17 protein-coding genes are annotated in these 20,092 nt (G+C 59.4%); 8 read left to right on the top strand and 9 right to left on the bottom strand.

Going from position 1 to position 20,092, the window contains the following annotated elements:
• Positions 1–12 precede the first annotated feature (12 nt).
• Positions 13–861, top strand: coding sequence for a hypothetical protein (locus U1A53_RS24305; protein ID WP_322284474.1), 849 nt, complete (start codon positions 13–15; stop codon positions 859–861).
• Here U1A53_RS24305 and U1A53_RS24310 read toward each other — a convergent pair.
• Together U1A53_RS24310 and U1A53_RS24315 are read right to left on the bottom strand one after the other, a co-directional pair.
• Complete coding sequence (locus U1A53_RS24310; protein WP_322284475.1) at positions 845–1,780, bottom strand: glycosyltransferase family 9 protein; 936 nt, start codon at positions 1,778–1,780, stop codon at positions 845–847. The genes U1A53_RS24305 and U1A53_RS24310 overlap by 17 nt on opposite strands.
• Positions 1,777–2,934 carry a glycosyltransferase family 61 protein gene (locus U1A53_RS24315; RefSeq protein WP_322284476.1) on the bottom strand — a complete coding sequence of 386 codons (1,158 nt, stop codon included), beginning with the start codon at positions 2,932–2,934 and terminating at the stop codon, positions 1,777–1,779. The genes U1A53_RS24310 and U1A53_RS24315 overlap by 4 nt, the downstream gene beginning before the upstream one ends.
• A 231-nt stretch (positions 2,935–3,165) precedes the next feature.
• Here U1A53_RS24315 and U1A53_RS24320 point away from each other — a divergent pair, with 231 nt between their 5' ends.
• On the top strand, positions 3,166–4,275 hold the full coding sequence (locus U1A53_RS24320) for a glycosyltransferase (protein ID WP_322284477.1): 1,110 nt from the start codon (positions 3,166–3,168) through the stop codon (positions 4,273–4,275).
• Here the strand turns inward: U1A53_RS24320 and U1A53_RS24325 are convergent.
• Both U1A53_RS24325 and U1A53_RS24330 read right to left on the bottom strand, forming a co-directional pair.
• Positions 4,269–5,312: an N-acetylneuraminate synthase family protein gene (locus tag U1A53_RS24325; RefSeq protein ID WP_322284478.1), complete on the bottom strand. Its 1,044-nt coding sequence runs from the start codon at positions 5,310–5,312 to the stop codon at positions 4,269–4,271. The genes U1A53_RS24320 and U1A53_RS24325 overlap by 7 nt on opposite strands.
• Complete coding sequence (locus tag U1A53_RS24330; protein WP_322284479.1) at positions 5,312–6,655, bottom strand: nucleotide sugar dehydrogenase; 1,344 nt, start codon at positions 6,653–6,655, stop codon at positions 5,312–5,314. The genes U1A53_RS24325 and U1A53_RS24330 overlap by 1 nt, the downstream gene beginning before the upstream one ends.
• A 225-nt stretch (positions 6,656–6,880) precedes the next feature.
• Between U1A53_RS24330 and U1A53_RS24335 the strand changes: the two genes are divergently transcribed.
• The 5 genes from U1A53_RS24335 to polA all read left to right on the top strand — a co-directional run bounded on the left by U1A53_RS24335 (position 6,881) and on the right by polA (position 15,055).
• Positions 6,881–8,707 carry an ABC transporter ATP-binding protein gene (locus U1A53_RS24335; protein ID WP_322284480.1) on the top strand — a complete coding sequence of 609 codons (1,827 nt, stop codon included), beginning with the start codon at positions 6,881–6,883 and terminating at the stop codon, positions 8,705–8,707.
• Positions 8,708–8,723: 16 nt separating this feature from the next.
• On the top strand, positions 8,724–9,662 hold the full coding sequence (locus tag U1A53_RS24340) for an SDR family oxidoreductase (protein WP_322284481.1): 939 nt from the start codon (positions 8,724–8,726) through the stop codon (positions 9,660–9,662).
• Positions 9,663–9,745: 83 nt separating this feature from the next.
• Positions 9,746–11,440, top strand: a complete 1,695-nt coding sequence (locus U1A53_RS24345; RefSeq protein ID WP_322284482.1) for a cation:proton antiporter — start codon at positions 9,746–9,748, stop codon at positions 11,438–11,440.
• A 30-nt stretch (positions 11,441–11,470) separates the two neighbouring features.
• The gene (locus tag U1A53_RS24350; protein WP_322284483.1) at positions 11,471–12,211 is read left to right on the top strand and encodes an ion transporter; all 741 of its coding nucleotides are present in this window, start codon (positions 11,471–11,473) and stop codon (positions 12,209–12,211) included.
• A gap of 42 nt (positions 12,212–12,253) precedes the next feature.
• Entirely contained in the window at positions 12,254–15,055 is a 2,802-nt protein-coding gene (gene polA, locus U1A53_RS24355) for a DNA polymerase I (protein ID WP_322284484.1), read from the top strand.
• A gap of 379 nt (positions 15,056–15,434) precedes the next feature.
• Here the strand turns inward: polA and U1A53_RS24360 are convergent, their stop codons facing one another.
• The 5 genes from U1A53_RS24360 to U1A53_RS24380 form a co-directional block, all read right to left on the bottom strand.
• Positions 15,435–15,755, bottom strand: coding sequence for a type II toxin-antitoxin system RelE/ParE family toxin (locus U1A53_RS24360; RefSeq protein ID WP_322284485.1), 321 nt, complete (start codon positions 15,753–15,755; stop codon positions 15,435–15,437).
• Positions 15,752–16,024 carry an addiction module protein gene (locus U1A53_RS24365; RefSeq protein ID WP_322284486.1) on the bottom strand — a complete coding sequence of 91 codons (273 nt, stop codon included), beginning with the start codon at positions 16,022–16,024 and terminating at the stop codon, positions 15,752–15,754. The genes U1A53_RS24360 and U1A53_RS24365 overlap by 4 nt, the downstream gene beginning before the upstream one ends.
• 142 nt (positions 16,025–16,166) lie before the next feature.
• Complete coding sequence (locus tag U1A53_RS24370; protein WP_322284487.1) at positions 16,167–17,153, bottom strand: ABC transporter permease; 987 nt, start codon at positions 17,151–17,153, stop codon at positions 16,167–16,169.
• The gene (locus tag U1A53_RS24375) at positions 17,146–18,066 is read right to left on the bottom strand and encodes an ABC transporter permease (protein WP_322284488.1); all 921 of its coding nucleotides are present in this window, start codon (positions 18,064–18,066) and stop codon (positions 17,146–17,148) included. Before U1A53_RS24375 ends, U1A53_RS24370 begins: the two co-directional genes overlap by 8 nt.
• 44 nt (positions 18,067–18,110) lie before the next feature.
• Positions 18,111–18,968, bottom strand: coding sequence for a class I SAM-dependent methyltransferase (locus tag U1A53_RS24380; RefSeq protein WP_322284489.1), 858 nt, complete (start codon positions 18,966–18,968; stop codon positions 18,111–18,113).
• A 118-nt stretch (positions 18,969–19,086) separates the two neighbouring features.
• Here U1A53_RS24380 and U1A53_RS24385 point away from each other — a divergent pair, with 118 nt between their 5' ends.
• Positions 19,087–20,091 carry a GHMP kinase gene (locus U1A53_RS24385; RefSeq protein WP_322284490.1) on the top strand — a complete coding sequence of 335 codons (1,005 nt, stop codon included), beginning with the start codon at positions 19,087–19,089 and terminating at the stop codon, positions 20,089–20,091.
• The last annotated feature ends 1 nt before the right edge of the window (position 20,092 follow it).

The raw sequence follows: 20,092 nt of genomic DNA on the forward strand, positions 1-20,092 counted from the left end.
CCTGATTCCGTCATGCAGACAACAGCCCCCTCCCCTCCAGATCTCCCAGATCTCAAAGTCGCCGTCTTTTCCTGCGACTTATACTGCGACATGTGGCCGCTGTTTTTCCACTTTCTCTTCAAACACTGGCCGGATGTTCCCACTCCCGTCTATTTGCTGACCAACCACCTGTCGTATGACGATCCTCGCGTCATCACTGTCAAAGTCGGCGAGGACACTTCCTGGACTGACGGTATCGCCAGAGGGCTTGCCCAAGTGCCGTCCGAATACGTCTTTTGCTTCCTGGATGACTTCATGCTCACCAAGCCGATGCCCGTTCAACGGCTTGCTGATGTTTACCACCCGCTGAAAAATCAGGATGGCAACTGGGTCTGCCTGCGACCTAAAGCACCCGCCCCAGAAAACGATCCTCCGGCGTTGATTGCCCCCATCACAGATGCCGCGCAGTCGGCCGGATTTCATGCCGGCATCTGGCGCACCACCTATCTTCAAAAACTTTGCGCCGAGGTTCAGCTCAACATCTGGCACACCGAAGGACACATCCGAAAGCTCATCCGCGGCGGCAGGGCGGAAAAACTGTTCTACATGACCGAAAACGCCGCCGGTCTCGTCTCCTACATCGAGGTTGTCAAACGCTTCTGGCAGAAGGACGGCATTGACTATGTGCGCGCCAACAATATCCGCCCAGACCTCTGGAGGCGTCCTTATCCACCACAGGGAGACAATGTCTTCGCCCGTTTCATCCGCAGCATCTTGAAACGTTACGTGCGCCTGAGATCCTCACTCGAAACCAAACGCCTGCTGAAAGAGAACAACGGCGTCGTCAGTTCTGCGGTGCGCTTCATCAAGGCGGAAAATTGATTCCCCGCAGCCAGTCTTCCGTTCGTCCCAGCAAACCCTCAATGGTGATGTCGCTTATCTTGCGGCCCTTCGCTGCGGCAGGGTCATTGCCCGGATAAACCGCGCACGTCCATGGGGCGGTCATGTGCCAGTGATTCACATTGGTGGGGCCAAACAGGGTCATGCAGGGCCGTCGAAATGCGGAAGCGAGATGCGACACGAAGCCGTCCACCGCCAGCACCAGCGTCGCCCGTGAGGCCACGGCCATGATGCCCCGCAGATTGGTCTGACCTCCGAAGTTGGTCACCCTTGGTATTCCGTCTGCTATCTCGGCACACAGTCCGCGCTCCCATTCGGAAGCGCCCCCGGTCAGCACCACCGGCAGTCCGGTCATTTGTTTGACTCGTTCAATGACCGGCCGCCACGACTGTGCAGGCAGGCACTTGCGTTGCCAGGCAGAGGTCGCATGGATCAGCAGGTAGGGTTCGGCTGGCAGCCCCTTGGGCAGCCAGTCTTCAGGCGGCTGATTCAGTTTTGGCGGTTCGAGAGCATCTTCCACCTCTCCAGGTGTGATGGACCAAAAGTAGAGCCCCCGATACATCTGCACCTGATCGCGCAAATGAATGTGATCAAAGATCCAGCGATGAAAGAAGCGTACGTAAAAGCTGCTAAAAGTCAGCAGGTGCTTTGTCCGGGCTCGGCACCAGAGACTCACAAAAGAGCTGCGGTCACCGGCGTCGTAAGCCAGCAGACGCTCCACGGCGGGTGCGTTCCTCCAGGACACACACCTCACGTCAGGCATGAGGCTGACGAGATCGGCAAAACCAGGCCGGGCAACGAGACCGACCGGCTCACCATCTTGACGCGCCAGCCTGGCCAGCGCCGATTGAAGCAGCAGCGTGTCGCCCAGTTGCTTGTGATAAACCGCCAGTGTCTTCATCTCCCAGCAAATGCCCTGTCTTGTTGAAACAACTTCCACGCACGCGCCAGCACGTCGGCAAACCGGTCCTCATTGAACGACCAGTTGCGGTCCGCATCCCACGGCGTGTCGCGGGTCAGCAGCACGGCCTTGTTGCCGCCCAGCAGCGCCAGATTGTGGTACGCCCTCCCCCAGGACCGTCTGCCCGGCAGAATTTTTTCCTCCACAGTCATCACCAGTACCAGTTTGCCGGTGGCGCAGAGCACCTCGGTCAAATTCTGCCCCACCGCTCCGATGATGACGGTGGCTGACGCAAACAACCGCAACTGTTCCGCCAGTGAGTGCTCCGAGAGCTTGATCGTGCGGACGTCACCGAGAATTTCTCGCGCCCTCTCTGCCAGACGCTCTTCATTGAGCAGTTTTTTGTTCGGTGCATCCAGACGTGAAGCGAATATGCACAGTGGTGCGTCCTTGGAATCTGGCTCCGCCGCCAGCGCATCTCGGGCCGCGAAATGGTTCCTAGGAGCTGACAACTTGGCCACTCCGTCCTCCGCATGCAGTATCGGCACATACCACAGTTCATCCGCAGCCAGCGTGCCATAGCCTGCCTCAATCACCCGATCCTCAGGAATACCGAAGCGCGCCAGGTAACGGCACTGCCATTTTTTTCGCCCGGGGCTCAGCAGAATGCGGGCACGCGGTTCGGCACGAAAACGTTCCAAAAAAGGCATCAACTTCGGCAGGTAATCGAGGATGAAATGGCCGTGATTCTCGGAATTCGGTCCGCACAGGTGCAGCAGCGGCCCCTTCACCTCATGTCTCATGCCCGGCACCGGCCTGCGCAGCACACGATCCTTCTTCTCCCTGCGCGTGAGAGGATCCACGTTGAAGATTTCTCCGTTTTGGAAGTACACCTGCCCCGCCCCGCCTGCCAACCGGACGTTACGCAGCCGATAGGCCGAGGCATCCGGCCACCAGTAACGCGTCGTGTTTTCCGCAGTGCCCAGCACCTCTGCTTCAAAGCGGTTGTCGAAAACATGCTCCCCTGCGGTTTGAATCTGCCATTGTTCGATCAAGGCATCCACGGGGGGCTTCTCCGTGCGCCTGAGCTTGGAAACTGAGGATGCAAGGCCTGCATACCAGTCATGAATCTTGCGTGTCAAAAGCTGGCTCATAGGAAGTCAGACAGTTCAGAACTCTCCAAGCAGCGAGGATGTGCTTGCCGCCGCGCCTGCCCGCAGCATGCTGTTCATCATTTCACAAGCGCGCATGACCTTTAGAGGACACAACAAGTCCGCCGGGAAATCCGGTGACAAGAGCAATGGAAGGCGGGGTTCGATCACAACTCTGCATTCATGCATGATTCCCGCCTGTCGTCGCATTTTTTCTTCTCCCAGCCGCGGTTCATGAAGATAGCTCACGTGTTCATCCGCATGCCCGTGGGCGGCGCCGAAGATTTGGTGGGCGACATCCTGCGAACCGCTCCTTCAGGCGTGGAAATGCGCGTCGTCTGCCTGCAAGAGCTGGGCAAGGTCGGTGAGTCGTTGCAACAGCGGTTCCCTGGTATGGTGGAACTTCTGCCCTGGGTTCCAGGAAAACGCTTCCGCCTCGGAGCCGTCCTAAAGCTCGCCAAATGGCTGCGCGAGCAGGACATCCAGCTCGTCCACACACATGTCTATAACGCGCATGTCTATGGCGTGCTCGCGGCACACCGCGCCGGCATCCCTGCCGTGCTGCATCATCACAAGACCTATGCGGAAATGCGCTGGCGGCGGAAAATCGTCCTGCGTGCGCTTGCCCGCCGTGCGGCAGCCCACATCACACTCTCCGCGCAGACCCGTGAGGATTTGTGCCGCGTGTTCGGCATCCCGCCGGAAAACGTGCGCGTCTTCACCAATCCGGTGGATGAGGAAACCTTTTACCCAGCGGCCGACCCTGTGAAATTGCAGCAATCCCTTGGTATGGAAGCCGGCCGGCCACTCGTCGGCACCGTCGCGTCGCTTACTCCACCGAAGAATCATCTGTTGAATGTTGCGATGACCGCCAGGCTCAGCGAGCGGGGTTTCACCGGCCGTTTTCTTGCCTTTGGTGAGGGGGGGGAGCGTGCGCGCATCACCGAAGCCGTGCAGCAGATGCGGTTGACGAATTTTGAGCTCATGGGCGCGCGCCGCCCCATCGCCCCATGGATGCAGGCTCTGGATGTGTTCACATTGGGCTCAACGTGGGAAGGACAACCGATGGCCCTGCTCCAGGCGCTGGCCTGCGATCTGCCCATCGTGGCCTCTCGCATTGAAGGCAACGAGGCCGTGCTCGGCTCCGGTCATCCGGCGTTGTTTGAGGTGAACGATGTGGATGGTTACGCGGACACAGTGTGGCGCGTGTTGAAAGACGCCGCCTTCCGTGCCGCCATTTTGGAGCACCAAAAACGCCGCAAATCCGAACTGCCAATGCTCGGCGATTACAGCCGCGAACTCGCGGAGTTTTACCAGACCGTCATCAACCAGGCGCGTCACTGAAAATCGTCCAAACTCAGAAACTGGGCCGCCTTCACGGCATGCTTGAGTTTCTTGCCAATCACTGAATTCACATCAGCGGCGGAGATGCCATGACCGGGCTTGCGGCAGGAGAGGTTTTCACGCGTGAGCACGGCTCCAGCGGGCAGATCAGCCCCGGCGACGAGACTCTGGCCAAACATGCGGCGGAGCGGCTCCATCTGGTCTGCGGAAGCATTTTTTTCCATCGGGCTGGCCATCATTTTTTCGATGAACCGCACGCCTTCGACCATGTGCGTGAATTCCTGCGTGGTGAGCGATGCTGAAACATCCGGCCCGAACAATTCACGGCTGAAGGTGATGTGAACCTCGATCAGCTTCGCCCCGAGCGTGACAGCAGCAAGCGAGGGATAAGGCGTACCGGAATGATCCGACAACCCCACCGGGCAACCATAACGAGCGGCCAGCTCGGCGATCTGATTGATGCCGATTTTCTCCGGTGGACAAGGATAGGCCGTGGTACATTGGAACACGGCCACAGGAGTCTGCGCGACCTTCAACAAAGCCACCGTGGCGTCCATTTCCTCTATGTAACTCATGCCGCTGGACACGAGCACGGGCTTGCCTGTGGCGATCATGGCGTCGAGAAACAAACGGTTCGTGACCTCGCCGGAGGCAACCTTCCACGCCGGCATGCCGACGCGCTCCAGCAGGCGGATGGCAGCAAGCGAGAACGGCGAACTCAGAAAAACGAGGCTCTTCTCCTCCGCGTGCTGCTTGAGTTCGAGCCACTGAGGCTCGGTGAACTCCATGCGACGCCAGTAATCATGGCGCGTAGCGTCCTGGCGGCTGAATTTCACACGCCAGGTGTCGAGTTCGGAGCTTTCCTCCGCCGCGATATGCGTCTGAAATTTCACCGCATCCGCGCCGGTCTTGGCAATCGCGTCGATGTAAGCATGCGCAGAGCCGAGGCTGCCATCGTGCGCCTGCGCGACCTCGGCGATGATGAAGGCCGGTGCGTCAGGAGTTTCCCACAAGTCATTGATGTCACGCGGATTCATCAGGCACGGAAGACGTTTTTGCCACCGGAGGGCATGACATTGCGTGTGTCGACAATGATGGAGGCCCACTGGGCGAGCGAGCGGTAGTCCACGTTGGAGTGATCTGTGCAGATGAGCACTGCATCGGCTTCGGCAACGTTTTTCCGGGTAAGCGGCACGCTCTTGCGCGGCTTCAGGGCGGGGAAATGATGATCGCCTGGGAATTGCGGGATGAACGAATCGTGGAAAGTCACCCGGCACTGATTGCGCTCCAGGATTTCCATGAGCTTGAGCGTGGGAGACTCGCGGAAGTCATCGACGTCACGCTTGTAGGCAAGGCCGAGCAGAAGAACACGGCTGCCGCGCAGCGATTTGCCACGGCTGCCAAGCGCGTCCTGCAGTTTGGAGATCACGAAGTAGGGCATGTTGGTATTCACCTCGCCCGCGAGCTCGATGAATTTCGTGGAGATGTCGAACTCACGTGCTTTCCACGTCAGATAGAACGGATCGATCGGGATGCAGTGCCCGCCGAGTCCCGGACCGGGGTAAAACGGCATGAAGCCAAATGGCTTGGTCTTCGCGGCATTCACCACCTCCCAGATGTCTATGCCCATGCGGTCAAAGACGATCTTTAATTCGTTCACCATCGCGATGTTCACCGAGCGGAAGATGTTTTCGAGCAGCTTGGCGGCCTCGGCCACCTCAGCACTGGTCACGGGGATAACTTTGGAGATGATCTGCTCATACAGCAAGACTGCCAGTTTTCCACTGGTGGAGTCCGTACCGCCAACGAGCTTCGGTATGCTGGCGGTGGAGAAGTTTGCGTTGTTCGGATCCTCGCGCTCCGGGCTGTAGGCCAGATACACGTTCGTGCCGGGCTTGAGCCCCGCTTTTCTCAGAATGGGCGCCACGATGTCTCGTGTGGTGCCCGGATAGGTGGTGGATTCCAGAATGACGAGACAGCCGGGCTTGACGTTTCCCGCCACCCACTCGGAGGCGGACTCGACATAGGATAGATCTGGTTCACGCTGTTTCGTCAATGGCGTGGGCACGCAGATCAGAACCACATCCACCTCGCTCAAACCAGATGGCGCCGCAGTTGCCTGAAATGTGCCGTTCTTTACCACGGCTTTGACACGCTCGTTTTTGATATGCCTGATCGGGGACCGTCCTTGATTCAAGGTGCGGATGCGACGCTCATCAGGATCCACGCCGACAACCTTGAAGCCTTTTTCCGCGAACAGCAGCCCGAGAGGCAGTCCCACGTAACCCATTCCCATGATCCCCACTTTGAGGCTGTGATTGTGTAGCTTTTTCTGCCATGAGGACAGCACGGCTGCGGACGATTTTTCTCTGACGGGCATAAATGTGATGAGGATGGAAAGCCAGAGAGCATCAAAGCCTCAAGCGCCAGCCTTGTAAAGCCGCGTCAACCATCTGCTTGGAAGATTACCATGCGCAATTCCCTGTTGAGTGTCCGGCCTTGCGGCGGTTAGTGCCGCACGTTGATGCCCAGCACTCCCAAAAAACAAGCCCCGGCCCCTCTTCACCTGTCCGATCCACATCTGTCCGCAGTGGTGAAACAAACCATGAAAGCCATGTGGAAGTACATGCTTCCCTATCGTGGACGTTTCGCTCTGAGCCTGATGCTGGGCATGCTCAGCGCCGTCTTCAATGGTGTGATGCTCATCGGTTTTCAACTCATCTTCTCCCTTGTCCTCAAAGGGCAGACCCGCACGCTGGGTGAGCCGACCAAGCTGCCCCTGATCGGCGAAATCAATATCGCTCAGATCATCGGTGCGGACAACGACACGCCCGTTGGATTCATCGGCGTCATGATTGCCTGTTCCTTCATCCCAGTACTGATCTTCCTCCGTGGGTTTCTGGGGTATCTGTCCAGTTACATGCAGGCCTGGGTGACCAGCAAGGTCGTGTACCAGATTCGGAGCGACGCCTTTCGCAGTGTATTGCGTCAGTCCCCCGGTTTCTTCAACAGTGCCAAGACTGGCGAGCTGATGCAGACGGTCACCAGCCAGACCAGCGTGGTACAGCGCAATGCCATGATGCTCATTCAAACGCTGGCACAGCGTCCGCTCACGATCATCTCGATCCTCGTCGTGCTTTTCGCACAGGACTGGCTCTTCACGCTGATGTCGCTCATTGTGTTCCCGGCCTGTCTCGTGCCAATCATCCGCATCGGCAAGCGCGTGCGCAAAAACGGAGCCAGGGAGGAATACGATGCGCGTGCCCTCATGGTCGCCATGCAGGAGTCCTTCGCCGGCATCCGGCTGGTGAAATCTTATGCACGCGAAGACCATGCCGCGGCCCGCTTTGACCGTGCCAACGCCAGCATGACGCGCAACATGGTGCGCTGGACGAAAGCCATGGAACTCGTCGGCCCCATCGTGGAGACCGTCGCCTCCTTCGGGATCGCCGCCGGACTCGTGTATGCCTGGGAACGTGGCCTGGAGGCGGAGAATTTCTTCCTGCTCGTCATGGCGCTGACACAGATCTACCCGCCGGTGAAAGAGCTGAGCCGTGTGCAGATGCTGCTGCAAAAGACCACCATCGCCGCCGGCATGGTCTTTGAGCTGCTCGAACGCCGACCGGACATCGAGGATTCGCCTGGAGCCGTTGACATCGGCCGCGCCACCGGCGCGGCAAGCTTCCAAAACGTCACCTTTTTCTACCGCGACAAGGACGGCGTGAGAAAAGAGACGCCCGCCGTGCGCAACATCCAGTTGCAGCTCGATCCCGGCAAATTCTACGCCTTTGTCGGCCCCAGCGGTGCCGGCAAAAGCACGCTTTACTCCCTGCTGCTGCGTTTTTACGATCCTGATCAGGGTGCGGTGATGCTGGATGGCCGTGACGTCCGCAGCATCACGCAGGACTCATTACGCGCCAACATCGGCGTCGTCAGCCAGGACACCTTCCTGTTCCACGACACGATCCGCGAGAATATCCGCTACGGACGCCTCAACGCGACTGAGGACGAGATCATCGCCGCCGCGCAAAAAGCGCATGCTCATGAGTTTGTCACTCAAATCGCCGGCGGCTACAATGCCATCGTCGGCGAAGGCGGCTGCAACCTCTCCGGCGGTCAAAAGCAGCGGATTTCCATCGCGCGCGCCATTTTGCGCGATGCGCCGATCCTGCTCCTCGACGAGGCCACCTCCGCGCTCGACACCGAGAGCGAAAAAATCATCCAGGAAGCCATTCATCTGCTCTCTGAGGGCAGAACCGTCGTCGCCATCGCCCACCGCCTCTCCACCATTCTGGAGGCGGATCAAATCGTGGTCATGGAGCACGGGTGCATTCTGGACTGTGGCACACATGCAGAATTGCTCGACCGCTGTCCGCTTTACCAAAAGCTCTATCATTTGCAGTTCAGCGGCGACGAACGCCGCGAGCCATGATTTCACTCCCTCTGCCATGAAAGTACTCGTCACCGGCGGTGCCGGATTCATCGGCTCCCACATCGCCCAAACACTCTCCCGCATGGGAGCCACTGTCGTGGTCTTGGATGATTTCAGCACCGGTGATCGTCAGAACCTCGACTGGAGTAACGGGAACAGTGCTTTGGAGGTCATCCAAGGAGATGCTGGTAATGAAAGCCTGCTGGCACAAATCGTTCCCGGCTGTGACTGGGTTTTTCATCAGGCGGCAGTCGCTTCGGTACCGCAGTCCGTGGCACACCCGCTGGAAACCAACCGGCAAAACATGGACGCCACGCTGAAGCTGCTCATCGCGGCGCGGGACGCAGGCGTGAAGCGATTCCTCTTCGCCTCCTCCTCCGCCATCTATGGCGACAGCTCTGCCGCCTCCAAGCATGAGTCTCACGCGCCTGCGCCGGTCACTCCCTACGGACTGCAAAAGTACGCCTCTGAGCGCTACTGCCAGCTTTTCCATCAGCTTTACGGCCTGCCCACAGTGGCGCTGCGCTACTTCAATGTGTTTGGGCCGCGTCAGTCGTTCGATTCTCCTTATTCGGGTGTCATCGCACGGTTCTGCACCCTCATGCTGCGCGGTGAGACGCCAGTGATCTTTGGGGACGGCGGCCAGTCACGTGATTTCATCTTCATCGACAACATCGTGCAGGCCAACCTGCTCGCCGCTGAAGCCCCGGCGGAACGTGTGGCCGGGCAGGTCTTCAATGCAGGCACAGGAGAAAGCATCACGCTCAATCAACTCGTCGCCGACATCAACGATCTGACGCGTCAAAATCTGGTGGCACGGCATGAGCCCGCACGTCCCGGTGACATCCGGCACTCGCAGGCGGACATCTCGGCCTTGCGCACGGCGCTGGGTTGCGAGCCCAAAGTTACTTGGAAGGATGGCCTGGCACAGACGCTGGAATTCTATCGCCAGTAGTCTGTAAAAAATCGCAGCGGAATGAATCTCCGAGGCATTGACGGCTTGAACCCGGACGGCATAGAGGCGAAAACCGTCCGCACATGATTTTCACATTCCACATCGCCGCCGCGGAAGGCATTCCGCCGTTGTTTGCCCTGCTGGCGCTGATGCTGGCGGGTGTGGTGCTGGTTTCCCTGCTCCTCCTGAGGCTCCAGCAGTCCATGCTGGCCGGTTACTTCATCTGTGGCGTCATCATCGCCAATTCAGGTGTGCTCGACCTGCTCGGTGGCGGTGAATCGCATGAGCGTGTCTCGCAGATGGCGGAATTCGGCGTGGTGTTGCTCATGTTCACGCTCGGGTTGGAGTTTTCCCTCGGTGAACTGCGCTTCCTGCGCCGCCAGGCCTTCGTCGGCGGTGGCTGGCAGATGGGGCTGTGCATGCTCATTGCCGCAGCGGCCTCCACCGTGCTGCATCTGCCGTGGCAGGCGGCGGTGATTGTCGCCGTGGCGCTCGCCATGAGTTCCACGGCGGTCAGTTTGAAAAGTTTTCAGGACATGGGTCTCGAAGCCAGTCCCGGTGCGCGCATGGCGCTGGCCGTGGCGATTTTTCAAGACCTGTTCATCATCGTCTTCTTTTTGTTCCTGCCTGTGTTGCTGCCGCAGCCAGGAGTGGAGGCAGCGCTCATGCCACGCCTTGGCTCGCTCGCTCTGCGCGGTGGCTTGTTTGTGGTCCTGTCCGGCGTGGCGGCACGCTGGATCATTCCGTGGGTGCTCAATGCGGTGTCGCGCACACGCAGCCGCGAACTCTTCACCCTCACGGTCATCGGCAGTTGTGTCGGCCTCGCCTTCATCGGCGGCTTGCTCGGTCTCGGCCTGGCCCTCGGTGCTTTCGTCGCCGGTTTGGCAGTCAGCGAATCCATCTTCAAGCACCGCATTCTCGCGGACGTGATGCCCTTGAAGGATCTCTTCCTCACTCTGTTCTTCGTTTCCGTTGGCCTGATGATCGACCTGAAAGCCGCCGCGCAACTCTGGCTGCCCATCTGTACCCTCACCACCGTCCTGATGCTCATCAAGGCAGGGGTCATCACCTTCATCGCCCGTTATCTCGGCCTGGCGCGTCGCCAGTCGCTCATGGCAGGCATCGGCCTGTGCAGCGCGGGGGAGTTTTCACTCGTGCTGCTCCAGCAGGCCGGGGCCGCGAATCTTTGGAGCGTCGAGACGCAGCAGACCTTGCTCGTCGCCAGCGCCTTCTCGATGGGCCTCCTCCCTGCCCTGCTCAAACTCGGCCTGCCGCTCGGTGACTGGCTCGTGAAGCGCGGCTGGGGCCGTGGGAAGCCGGTCAAATCCGACGCAGGCACTCTGCGCCAGCGTGTCGCGGGACTCACGGATCACGCCATCATCTGCGGACACGGTCCCGTCGGCGAAAAGCTCAACAAGGCCCTGCTCGACGCCGGTGTGCCGACGCTTGTGGTCGAGTTGAATGCTGAAACCGTGCGCCAGCTTCAGCGCCAGGGCCAGACCGTGCTCTTTGCCGATGCCTCGCATCAGGAAACGTGGGAGCTGACACGCCTCAAGCACGCGCGACTCGTCGCGCTCACCTTCCCGGATGCCACCGTCAACGCCCAGGCTCTCGCCGTCATCCGTGAGCTGCGCCCGGACATCGCCGTGCTCGCGCGTGCGCGTTTCAGCTCTGATGTCGAGCGTCTCAAACGGCTCGGAGCCACGCATGTCGTCAATGACGAGACCGAAGCCGGTCGTGCCATCGTCGATCGCGCGCGGATTCTTCAAGGCGCTTGAAGATGCGTTCTTCGTGCTCAAACTGCCGCCATGATCACCCACGACAAACGCGGTCATGCTCAGTTCGGCAGGCTCGAAGGCTTTCTTCAGCTCCTCATCCTGGTCAATCTCATCGCCTTCGCCTTTGAGACGCTCCCCGATCTCAGTCCCGGCATGCAGCGTGCCTTTGCCTGGTTTGAAACATTCAGCGTCATGGTCTTCACCATCGAGTTTGTCACTCGTGTGGCACTCTCACGTCCGCCTATGGGCTATGTCCGCTCATTCATGGGCGTGATCGACCTGATCTCCATCGTCCCCTTTTACCTCGGCCTTGCCTTTGACCTGCGCAGCATGCGGGCCATCCGGCTCATGCGCATCTTCCGCATCTTCAAACTGGCACGCTACTCTGCTGCGATCCGCCGTTTCCAGCAGGCCTTTCGTTATGCCCGTGAGGAGCTCGTCCTATTCGGTGCCGCGGCTCTCATTGTGCTCTACCTCGCTGGAGTGGGCATCTATCAGTTCGAGCACGAGGCGCAGCCGCAGGTGTTTGCCTCGGTCTTCCATAGCCTGTGGTGGGCTGTCGTCACTCTGACCACCGTCGGTTATGGCGATGCCTATCCCATCACCGCAGGAGGACGCATTTTCACCTCGCTCGTGCTGATTGTCGGCCTCGGCATCGTCGCCATTCCCACCGGTTTGCTTGCCGCCGCGCTTACCAAGGCCCGCGACCATGAGAAGGATCTCGAAATCGAGGAGAAAAAACAGCGCGAGACCCAATCTGGCCCACAGTAGCATCGTTTGCGCGTGTCCGCTGCCCGCCTAGTCTGGCGGCGAATGTCCCAACGCCTCTTCCTCCTCGACGGCATGGCGCTGCTTTACCGCGCGCACTTCGCCTTCATCAAAGCCCCCATCCGCACCAGCGACGGGCTGAACACCTCCGCGCTCTACGGCTTCGCCAACACGCTGCTCGACATCCTCAAAAATCAGCAGCCCACGCATCTGGCCGTCGCCTTGGACACCTCCGCGCCCACACCGCGCCATGAGATGTTTCCCGCCTACAAAGCGCAGCGCGAGGAGATGCCGGAGGACATCAGCATGGCCATCCCGCAGATCAAACGCCTCATGGAGGCCATGAACGTGCCCATCCTCGTGCGTGATGGCTACGAGGCCGATGACATCATCGGCATCCTGGCGAAACGAGCAGAGAAAGAAGGCATCGAGACCTTCATGGTCACGCCGGACAAAGATTTCGGCCAGCTCGTCTCCGAGCACGTCAAAATCTACAAACCCGGCCGCGCGGGAGCCGACGTGGAAATCCTTGGCGTGAAGGAAGTCTGCGAACGCTGGGGCATCAAGTGCCCCGAGCAGGTCATCGACATCCTCGCGCTCATGGGCGATGCCGTCGATAACATCCCCGGCGTGAAAGGCTTTGGCGAAAAAACCGCCACCGCGCTCATCCAGCAGTTCGGCAGCGTCGAAAATCTCCTCGCCAACACCGATCAGCTCAAAGGCAAGCAGAAGGAAAAGCTCGAAGCCAGCAAGGACGACGCCCTGCTCTCCAAACAGCTCGCCACCATCTTCGTGGACGCGCCTTACGACGCGCAGGTCGCCGATCTCATCCTCAAACCGCACAACGACGACGCGCTGAAGGCCTTCTTCACCGAGTTCGAGTTCAACGCTCTTGGTCGTCGGCTCTATGGCGATGACTTCAAAGCAGGACGTGGCCGCAAAACCGCTGCTGAAGCCGCGCCGAGCGACCTTTTCGCTGCTGCGGAAGTGGAAGCCCCTGTCGCTGCGAAACTCACCACCATCGCCGACACACCACATGTTTATCATCTCGTGCAGAGTGCTGAAGAACGCCAAAACCTCCTCACGCAGCTCGCCCAGCAGAAATCCTTCTGCTTCGACCTCGAAACCACCGGACTCGATCCACGCGACACGAATATCGTCGGCATCGCGTTCTCGTGGAAAGCGCATGAAGGCTGGTTTGCGCATTTCCCACGCGACAAAGCCGCCGCGAAGGCCGTGCTCGAAGAATTCCGCGATGTTCTCACGCGTGAAGGCATCGAGAAGATCGGCCACAACCTCAAGTTCGACCTCAGCGTGCTCCTCGCGCATGGCGTCGAGGTCAGTGGCCCGTATTTCGACACCATGCTCGCGCATGCCTTGATCGAGCCCGAGCAGCGCCACGGCATGGACTTCCTCTCGGAGACTTACCTGCGCTACACGCCCGTGCCCATCACGGCGCTCATCGGCGTCGAGAAGGACGATTTGTTCAGCCAATCGACCATGGCCGACGTGGCGGTAGAAGATGCGCGCAAAGTCGCCGACTACGCCGCCGAGGACGCCGACGTCACCTGGCAGCTTGCAGCCAAACTGCGGCCTGAAATGGCTCCGCATGGCCAGACGCGTGTGTTTGACACCATCGAGTCCCCTTTGCTGCCTGTGCTCACCAGCATGGAGAATTTCGGCGTGAAGATCGACGTGCAGGCCTTACGCGAATACGGCGTCGAACTCGACAAGAAAGCCGTCGAACTGCAAAAGCGCATCCACGAGACCGCAGGCGGCCCGTTCAACCTCAACAGCCCCAAACAGCTCGGCGAGGTGTTGTTTGATCGCCTCAAACTCATCGAGAAGCCGAAGAAGACCGCCACCGGCCAGTATCAAACGAACGAGCAGGTCTTGCAGTCGCTCACCGGCCTGCATCCCATCATTCAGGACATCCTCGACTACCGCGAGGTCACCAAGCTCAACAACACTTACGTCGAAGCGCTGCCGCATGCCGTTTCAAAGGTCACCGGCCGCGTCCACACCACTTTCCATCAACTCATGGCCGCCACCGGTCGCATGGCATCGAGCGATCCGAACCTGCAAAACATCCCCATCCGCTCCGACCTCGGCCGCGAGATCCGCAAAGCCTTCGTGCCCGGCTTCGATGGCTGGGTCTTGATGAGCGCCGACTACTCGCAGATCGAACTCCGCGTCATGGCCGCGCTCAGCGGTGACAAGGCCATGATCGAAGCCTTCGCCCAAGGTCTCGACATTCACCAAGCCACCGCAGCGCGCGTTTATGGCGTCGAACTCGACGGCGTGCTGCCCGAGATGCGCCGCACCGCCAAGATGGTCAATTTCGGCATCATCTACGGCATCTCCGCCTTCGGCCTGAGCCAGCGCCTCGGCATCCCGCGTGGCGAGGCCGCCACCATCATCGACAACTACTTCAAGCAGTTCCCCGGCGTGAAGCGCTTCATGGAGCAGATCGTCGAGGACGCCAAAAACCGCGGCTACGTCGAAACCCTCACCGGCCGCCGCCGCACCATCCGCGACATCACCAGCGGCAACGCCACCATTCGTGGAGCCGCCGAACGCGTCGCCATGAACACCCCCATCCAAGGCACCGCCGCCGACATGATCAAGCTCGCCATGATCCAGGTCGCCACCGCCTTGAAAAAAGCCGGCCTGAAAACCCGCATGCTCCTCCAAGTCCACGATGAACTCCTCTTCGAAATGCCCGAGAGCGAGGTCGATCAAGCTCGCGCGATCATTCTCGATGCGATGAAAAACGCGCTGCCACTCGAAGGCGTGCCGGTTGAAGTCGAAGCTGGCACAGGCTTGAATTGGCTCCAGGCGCATTGATTTTCAAAATTTCCGAAAGCCATGGAATCACCATCCTCTCATCGGCTCTTTTGTTCCAAATGCCAGAGCACTCAGGTCATTTCTCATGGCAAACGCTATGCGCTCTATCCGTCCGGCTGCGTGGCGATTCTCTCCTTGCCCTTGGCGTGGCTTCATCGCGAATCTACACCACACGACTTTGAGTGCAGGGCATGCGGTCATCGTTTTTCTAAGCGTACGCCAACTGCCAAGATCGCCTATGCAGCTTTATGGACGACAGTTGGTATAATAATCTGGTGGATCGTGATGATGATTTGGAACTAATTTGCAAGCCAAATTACTCTCCGCTCTTCGCATCAAACGCATCACGCAGGCCTTCGCTGGCGAGGTGGCTGGCGGATCAGAACATCTGCTTCGCCTCATTGATGCGCTTGCGCCAGTAGTAGGGGCGGCGCTTGGCGTGGGCGATGGCGAGAATCACGACCTTCTCCCGCCAGATCATGTAAGCGATGTAGTATTCGCCGAAACTGGGCTTGAGGTTTGCCCGGCGGGTGGGTGGGCGGCGGAGATTGAACAGCAGCGGGCTCTCGCAGATCTGCTGGCGATAGCGGCGATAGTGTTCATCAAAGGAATGAGCCAGTTCAACGTCCACGCTGAGGTAGTGCTCGAACGCTGCTTCCAATTCGTCTTCCGCCGCCGGATGGATATTCCACGGGGTCATGCGATGCGGCGTTGAATCCCGTGTCTGGCAAACACGGCGTCCACGCGGCGCTCAGACTCTTCGGCGGTGAGCAACTGGACGGTGCCGTCTTCGATCTCCTGCACCCGGCGGTCGATCTCCGCAGCCCATTCGGCTTCAACGGACGCCTCATCAGCATCGACAGGAGACGGCATCACGTATTCATTTTGAAGATCACGAAGCAGCGCTTCGACATCCGAGGGATCGAGGCCTCGAATTTCCTTTTTGATGCGTTCCACAGTGGCAGTCATGGCGTGATTCTACCTTGAGGAATTGGATTTGTCGAGAGGCTGAAAAGCATCTGATTGAACAGAAGATAACGAAGACAATAGAGTTTCTGAATTCTCCGTTCTCTTTGTTATCTCCTGTTGAACTCCGGTTCTGAATGCATGGCTACTCCCCGCTCTTCGGATCAAAGGCATCGCGCAGGCCGTCGCCGAGGAAGTTGAGGGCGAGGAGGCTGGCGGACATGAGAAGGGCGGGGAAAACGAGGAGCCACCACTTGCTTTCGAGCGGGTTGATGACCTGTGCGCCGTCTTTGAGGAGCGATCCCCAGCTTGCGGCGGGGTCTTCGATGCCGAGACCGAGGAAGCTGAGGAAGGATTCGTCGAGGATGACGGCGGGAATCGTCAGCGTGAGGTAGGTGAGGATGATGGTGCTCAGGTTCGGCAGCAGGTGACGGCGCAGGACGCCCCAACTGCTCTGTCCCATCGCGCGTGACGCGGTGACGAAGGTCATCTCGCGCAGCACGAGCACCTGACCACGCACGATGCGGGCCATGGTCAGCCATTCGACGAGGCCGAGGGAGACGATCATCACCAGCACCTTCGAGTAGGCCTTCAAATCGCTCATGGATTCAGCGGTATCCTGCCAGTTGCTCTTCTGCGCGAGCAGGCGCCAACCGTCGATCCATTCCTTCACGTAGTCGTCAAGCGCGGCAATGAGGATCATGATGAACAGGATGCGCGGCACGGATTGCAGCACTTCGACCGTGCGCATCATGATCGCATCGACCCGGCCACCCGCATAACCGCTGACCATGCCGTAGAGCGTGCCGATGACGAGACTGATAAGAGCACCGACGAGACCCACGCCGAGTGACACACGCGCACCAGCCAGAATGCGGTAAAGCATGTCCTGGCCGTTCACATCGGTTCCGAGGACGTGCAGTGCGGAGGTTTCCACCGCACGCTGCATCGGCGGCACGAACGAGGCGCTGCTAGTGACTTTCAACGACTCTGGCAGCAGCATGGGCACCACGATGGCGATGAGCGACAGCGCGGCGAGAAAGCCGAGCGCGATGAGCGCCGTGCGGTTGCGCTTGAGGATCTGCCAGCCGTCGGGCCGCGCGATTCGTGCTGGAACGACGGCATCAGGCATAGAGTTTGATGCGTTTGTCCAGCAGCGTGTAGAGCACGTCCACGAACAGGTTGAAGAGCACAAGCAGCACGCAGTAAACGATGACGGCACCGCTGAGCAGGAAGACATCGCGGTTCTGAATCGAGTTCACAAAGATCATGCCGGCCCCGGAAATGTTGAAGACGCTTTCGACGATCATCGAACCCGTGAGCAGATGCGCGGCAAGCGGCCCAAGGAAGGTCACGACAGGCAGGATCGCGACTTTCGCGGCATGTCTGGCCACGGCCTGCGTTTCGGTGAGGCCTTTGGCGCGTGCGGTGCGCAGGAAGTCGCTTTTGAGGACATCGAGCAGGCTGTTGCGCATCAAACGGGCGACATAGGCGATGTAGGGAGCGGCGAGGCAGATTGCAGGCAGGATCATCTGCTGTGCTGTGCCCCAACCGCCGACGGGCAGCCAGCCAAGACCTAGCGCTACCACGGCGATTAAAAACGGGCCGCTGATGAACGAGGGAATCGAAATGGAGAGCAGCGCACCGAACATGGCCGCACGATCCGTCCATGTGTCCTTCTTCATTGCAGCCAGACTGCCGAGCAGGACGCCTGCACAGCTTGCGATGACGAAGGCCAGCGTGCCGAGCGCGAAGGAGTTCGGCATTTTTTGCCGCAGCAGCTCGGAGACACGCCAGTCGCGATAGCGCGTGGACAAACCGAGGTCGAAACGCATCAAAGAGCCGACATAGGCGGTGTATTGCTCCCAGACGGTCCCATTGAGCTTGTAGCGCGTGAGCAGCGCCTCCTTGATGTGCGGCGGCGGCTCCTTCTCCTTGTCAAACGGGCCGCCCTTCGTGATGCGTGCGAGCACGAACGTGATCGAGATCACGCAGAAGATCACGATCACGCTGCTGAGGGCGCGGCGGAGGAGGAAGGGGAGCATCTGACGAAATGTCGAATGACGAATGTGGAATGTCGAATGGTCAATCAGGCGAGCCACCAGGCAAAACTGCCACTGGGCAGCGGCAGGACGTTCGCTGCACCACGAAGCTGCATCTCGCCATGCTCCACCGTGCCGCTGGTTCGGCCAAACTGCTGCTGGAGCAGGTGATGGAGCGAGATGGGCGTGAGTTCCGGCGTGTGGCAGGACAGCAGAACGCCGAGCGGCTGCGGCGACAAGAGTTTGCCGAGCAAGGCAAGCAGCGGTGGCAGATCGTTTTCGATTTTGAAGACTTCGCCCTTCGCTCCGCGACCGTAGCTGGGAGGATCGAGGATGAGCAGGTCGTATTGGCGTTCACGGCGCAGTTCACGCTCCAGGAACTTCGTCACGTCGTCCACAATCCAGCGCACGGGCTTTTCTTCGAGACCGTTGAGCGTGGCATTCTTGCGCGCCCAATCGACCATGCCCTTCGAGGCATCGACGTGACAGACTTCGGCACCCGCCAGCGCTGCGGCCAGCGTGCTGCCGCCGGAGTAGGCGAAGAGATTGAGCACACGAGCAGGCCTGCCATTTCGCTTGGCATATTCCTCACACGTTTCGCGAATGCGCCGCCACTGATCGCGCTGTTCGGGAAAGATGCCGAGGTGACCGAAGTCCGTGGAACTGAGCTGAAATTTCGTGCCATCAACTTCGATGGTCCAGGTTTCGGGCAGTTTGTCGCGGCCACGCCATTGATTGCCACCCTCGCGGAAGAAGGTGGCGGTCACCTTTTGCCAGTCGGCTTTGGGCAAAGTCTGCTGCCAGACGGCTTGCGCACAAGGTCGTGAGAGCACGACGCTGCCAAAGCGCTCCAGCTTTTGAAAAGCGCCGCTGTCGAGGAGTTCATAGCCGTTGGGGTCAGACATGTGAATGGACTCCGCTCATGGCCTCAAATCGGGATTGAATCAACGAACGTCTTTAATCTTGTCAGCACAGAGGGCAGTCGTTAGCCTTCGCGTTTTATTCCACCCGCCCAACCACCTCATGCTCTTCAAAAAGAAAGCCTATGCCCGTGCGGGTCTAATCGGAAACCCGTCAGACGGCTACTTCGGCAAGACCGTTTCCTTCATCATCCGTGATTTCTGGGCCGAGGTGACGCTATTTGAATCGCCTGAGTTGCGCATCTCGCCGAGCGAACGAGATGATTCAGTGTTCGACAGCATCGAAGAGCTGACACGCAACGTGCGGCAGTTCGGCTACTACGGAGGCATCCGCCTGCTGAAAGCGGGTGTGAAGCGTTTCTTCGAATACTGCCAGAAGAACGGCATTCCGATGCACGACCGCAATTTCACACTGCGGTATCGTACCAATATCCCTCCCCAAGTCGGCATGGCCGGCTCCAGTGCGATCATCACCGCCTGCTGGCGTGCTTTGATGGACTTCTACGGCGTCGAAATCCCGAAGGAGATCATTCCCACCTTGGTTCTGGCCGTGGAAAACGAGGAACTTGGCATCCCGGCTGGTTTGCAGGACCGCGTGATTCAGAACTACGAAGGCATGGTGTTCATGAACTTCGACCGGGAGCACATCGCCCGGAACGGCCACGGAATCTATGAGGAACTCGATCCTTCCACGCTGCCGCCGGTCTATGTGGCCTACACCACGCGCCTCAGCGAGGGCACCGAGGTCCTGCACAATGATCTGCGCGGACGCTGGAATCGCGGAGAAATAGACGTGGTGAGCGCGATGCATCAATGGGGCGACCTCGCCCAACGCGTACGCGACATGCTGGTCGCAGGCCGTGGCCGTGAAATCGGTCCGCTGCTCAACGAGAACTTCGATTTGCGCCGCCGCATCTGCAAACTCAGCCAGGGCAATGTCGATATGATCGAAGGCGCCCGCAGCGTGGGCGCCAGCGCCAAATTCACCGGCAGTGGCGGCGCCATCGTGGGTACCTACGAGGATGACGCGATGTTTAAGCGGCTCAAAACCGTGCTCGAACCGATGCAGGTGGCGGTGCTGAAGCCGCAGGTGCTGCCGGTGGCGTGAT

Origin of the sequence: Prosthecobacter sp., from assembly GCF_034366625.1 — a bacterium.
Classification (GTDB): Bacteria; Verrucomicrobiota; Verrucomicrobiia; order Verrucomicrobiales; family Verrucomicrobiaceae; genus Prosthecobacter.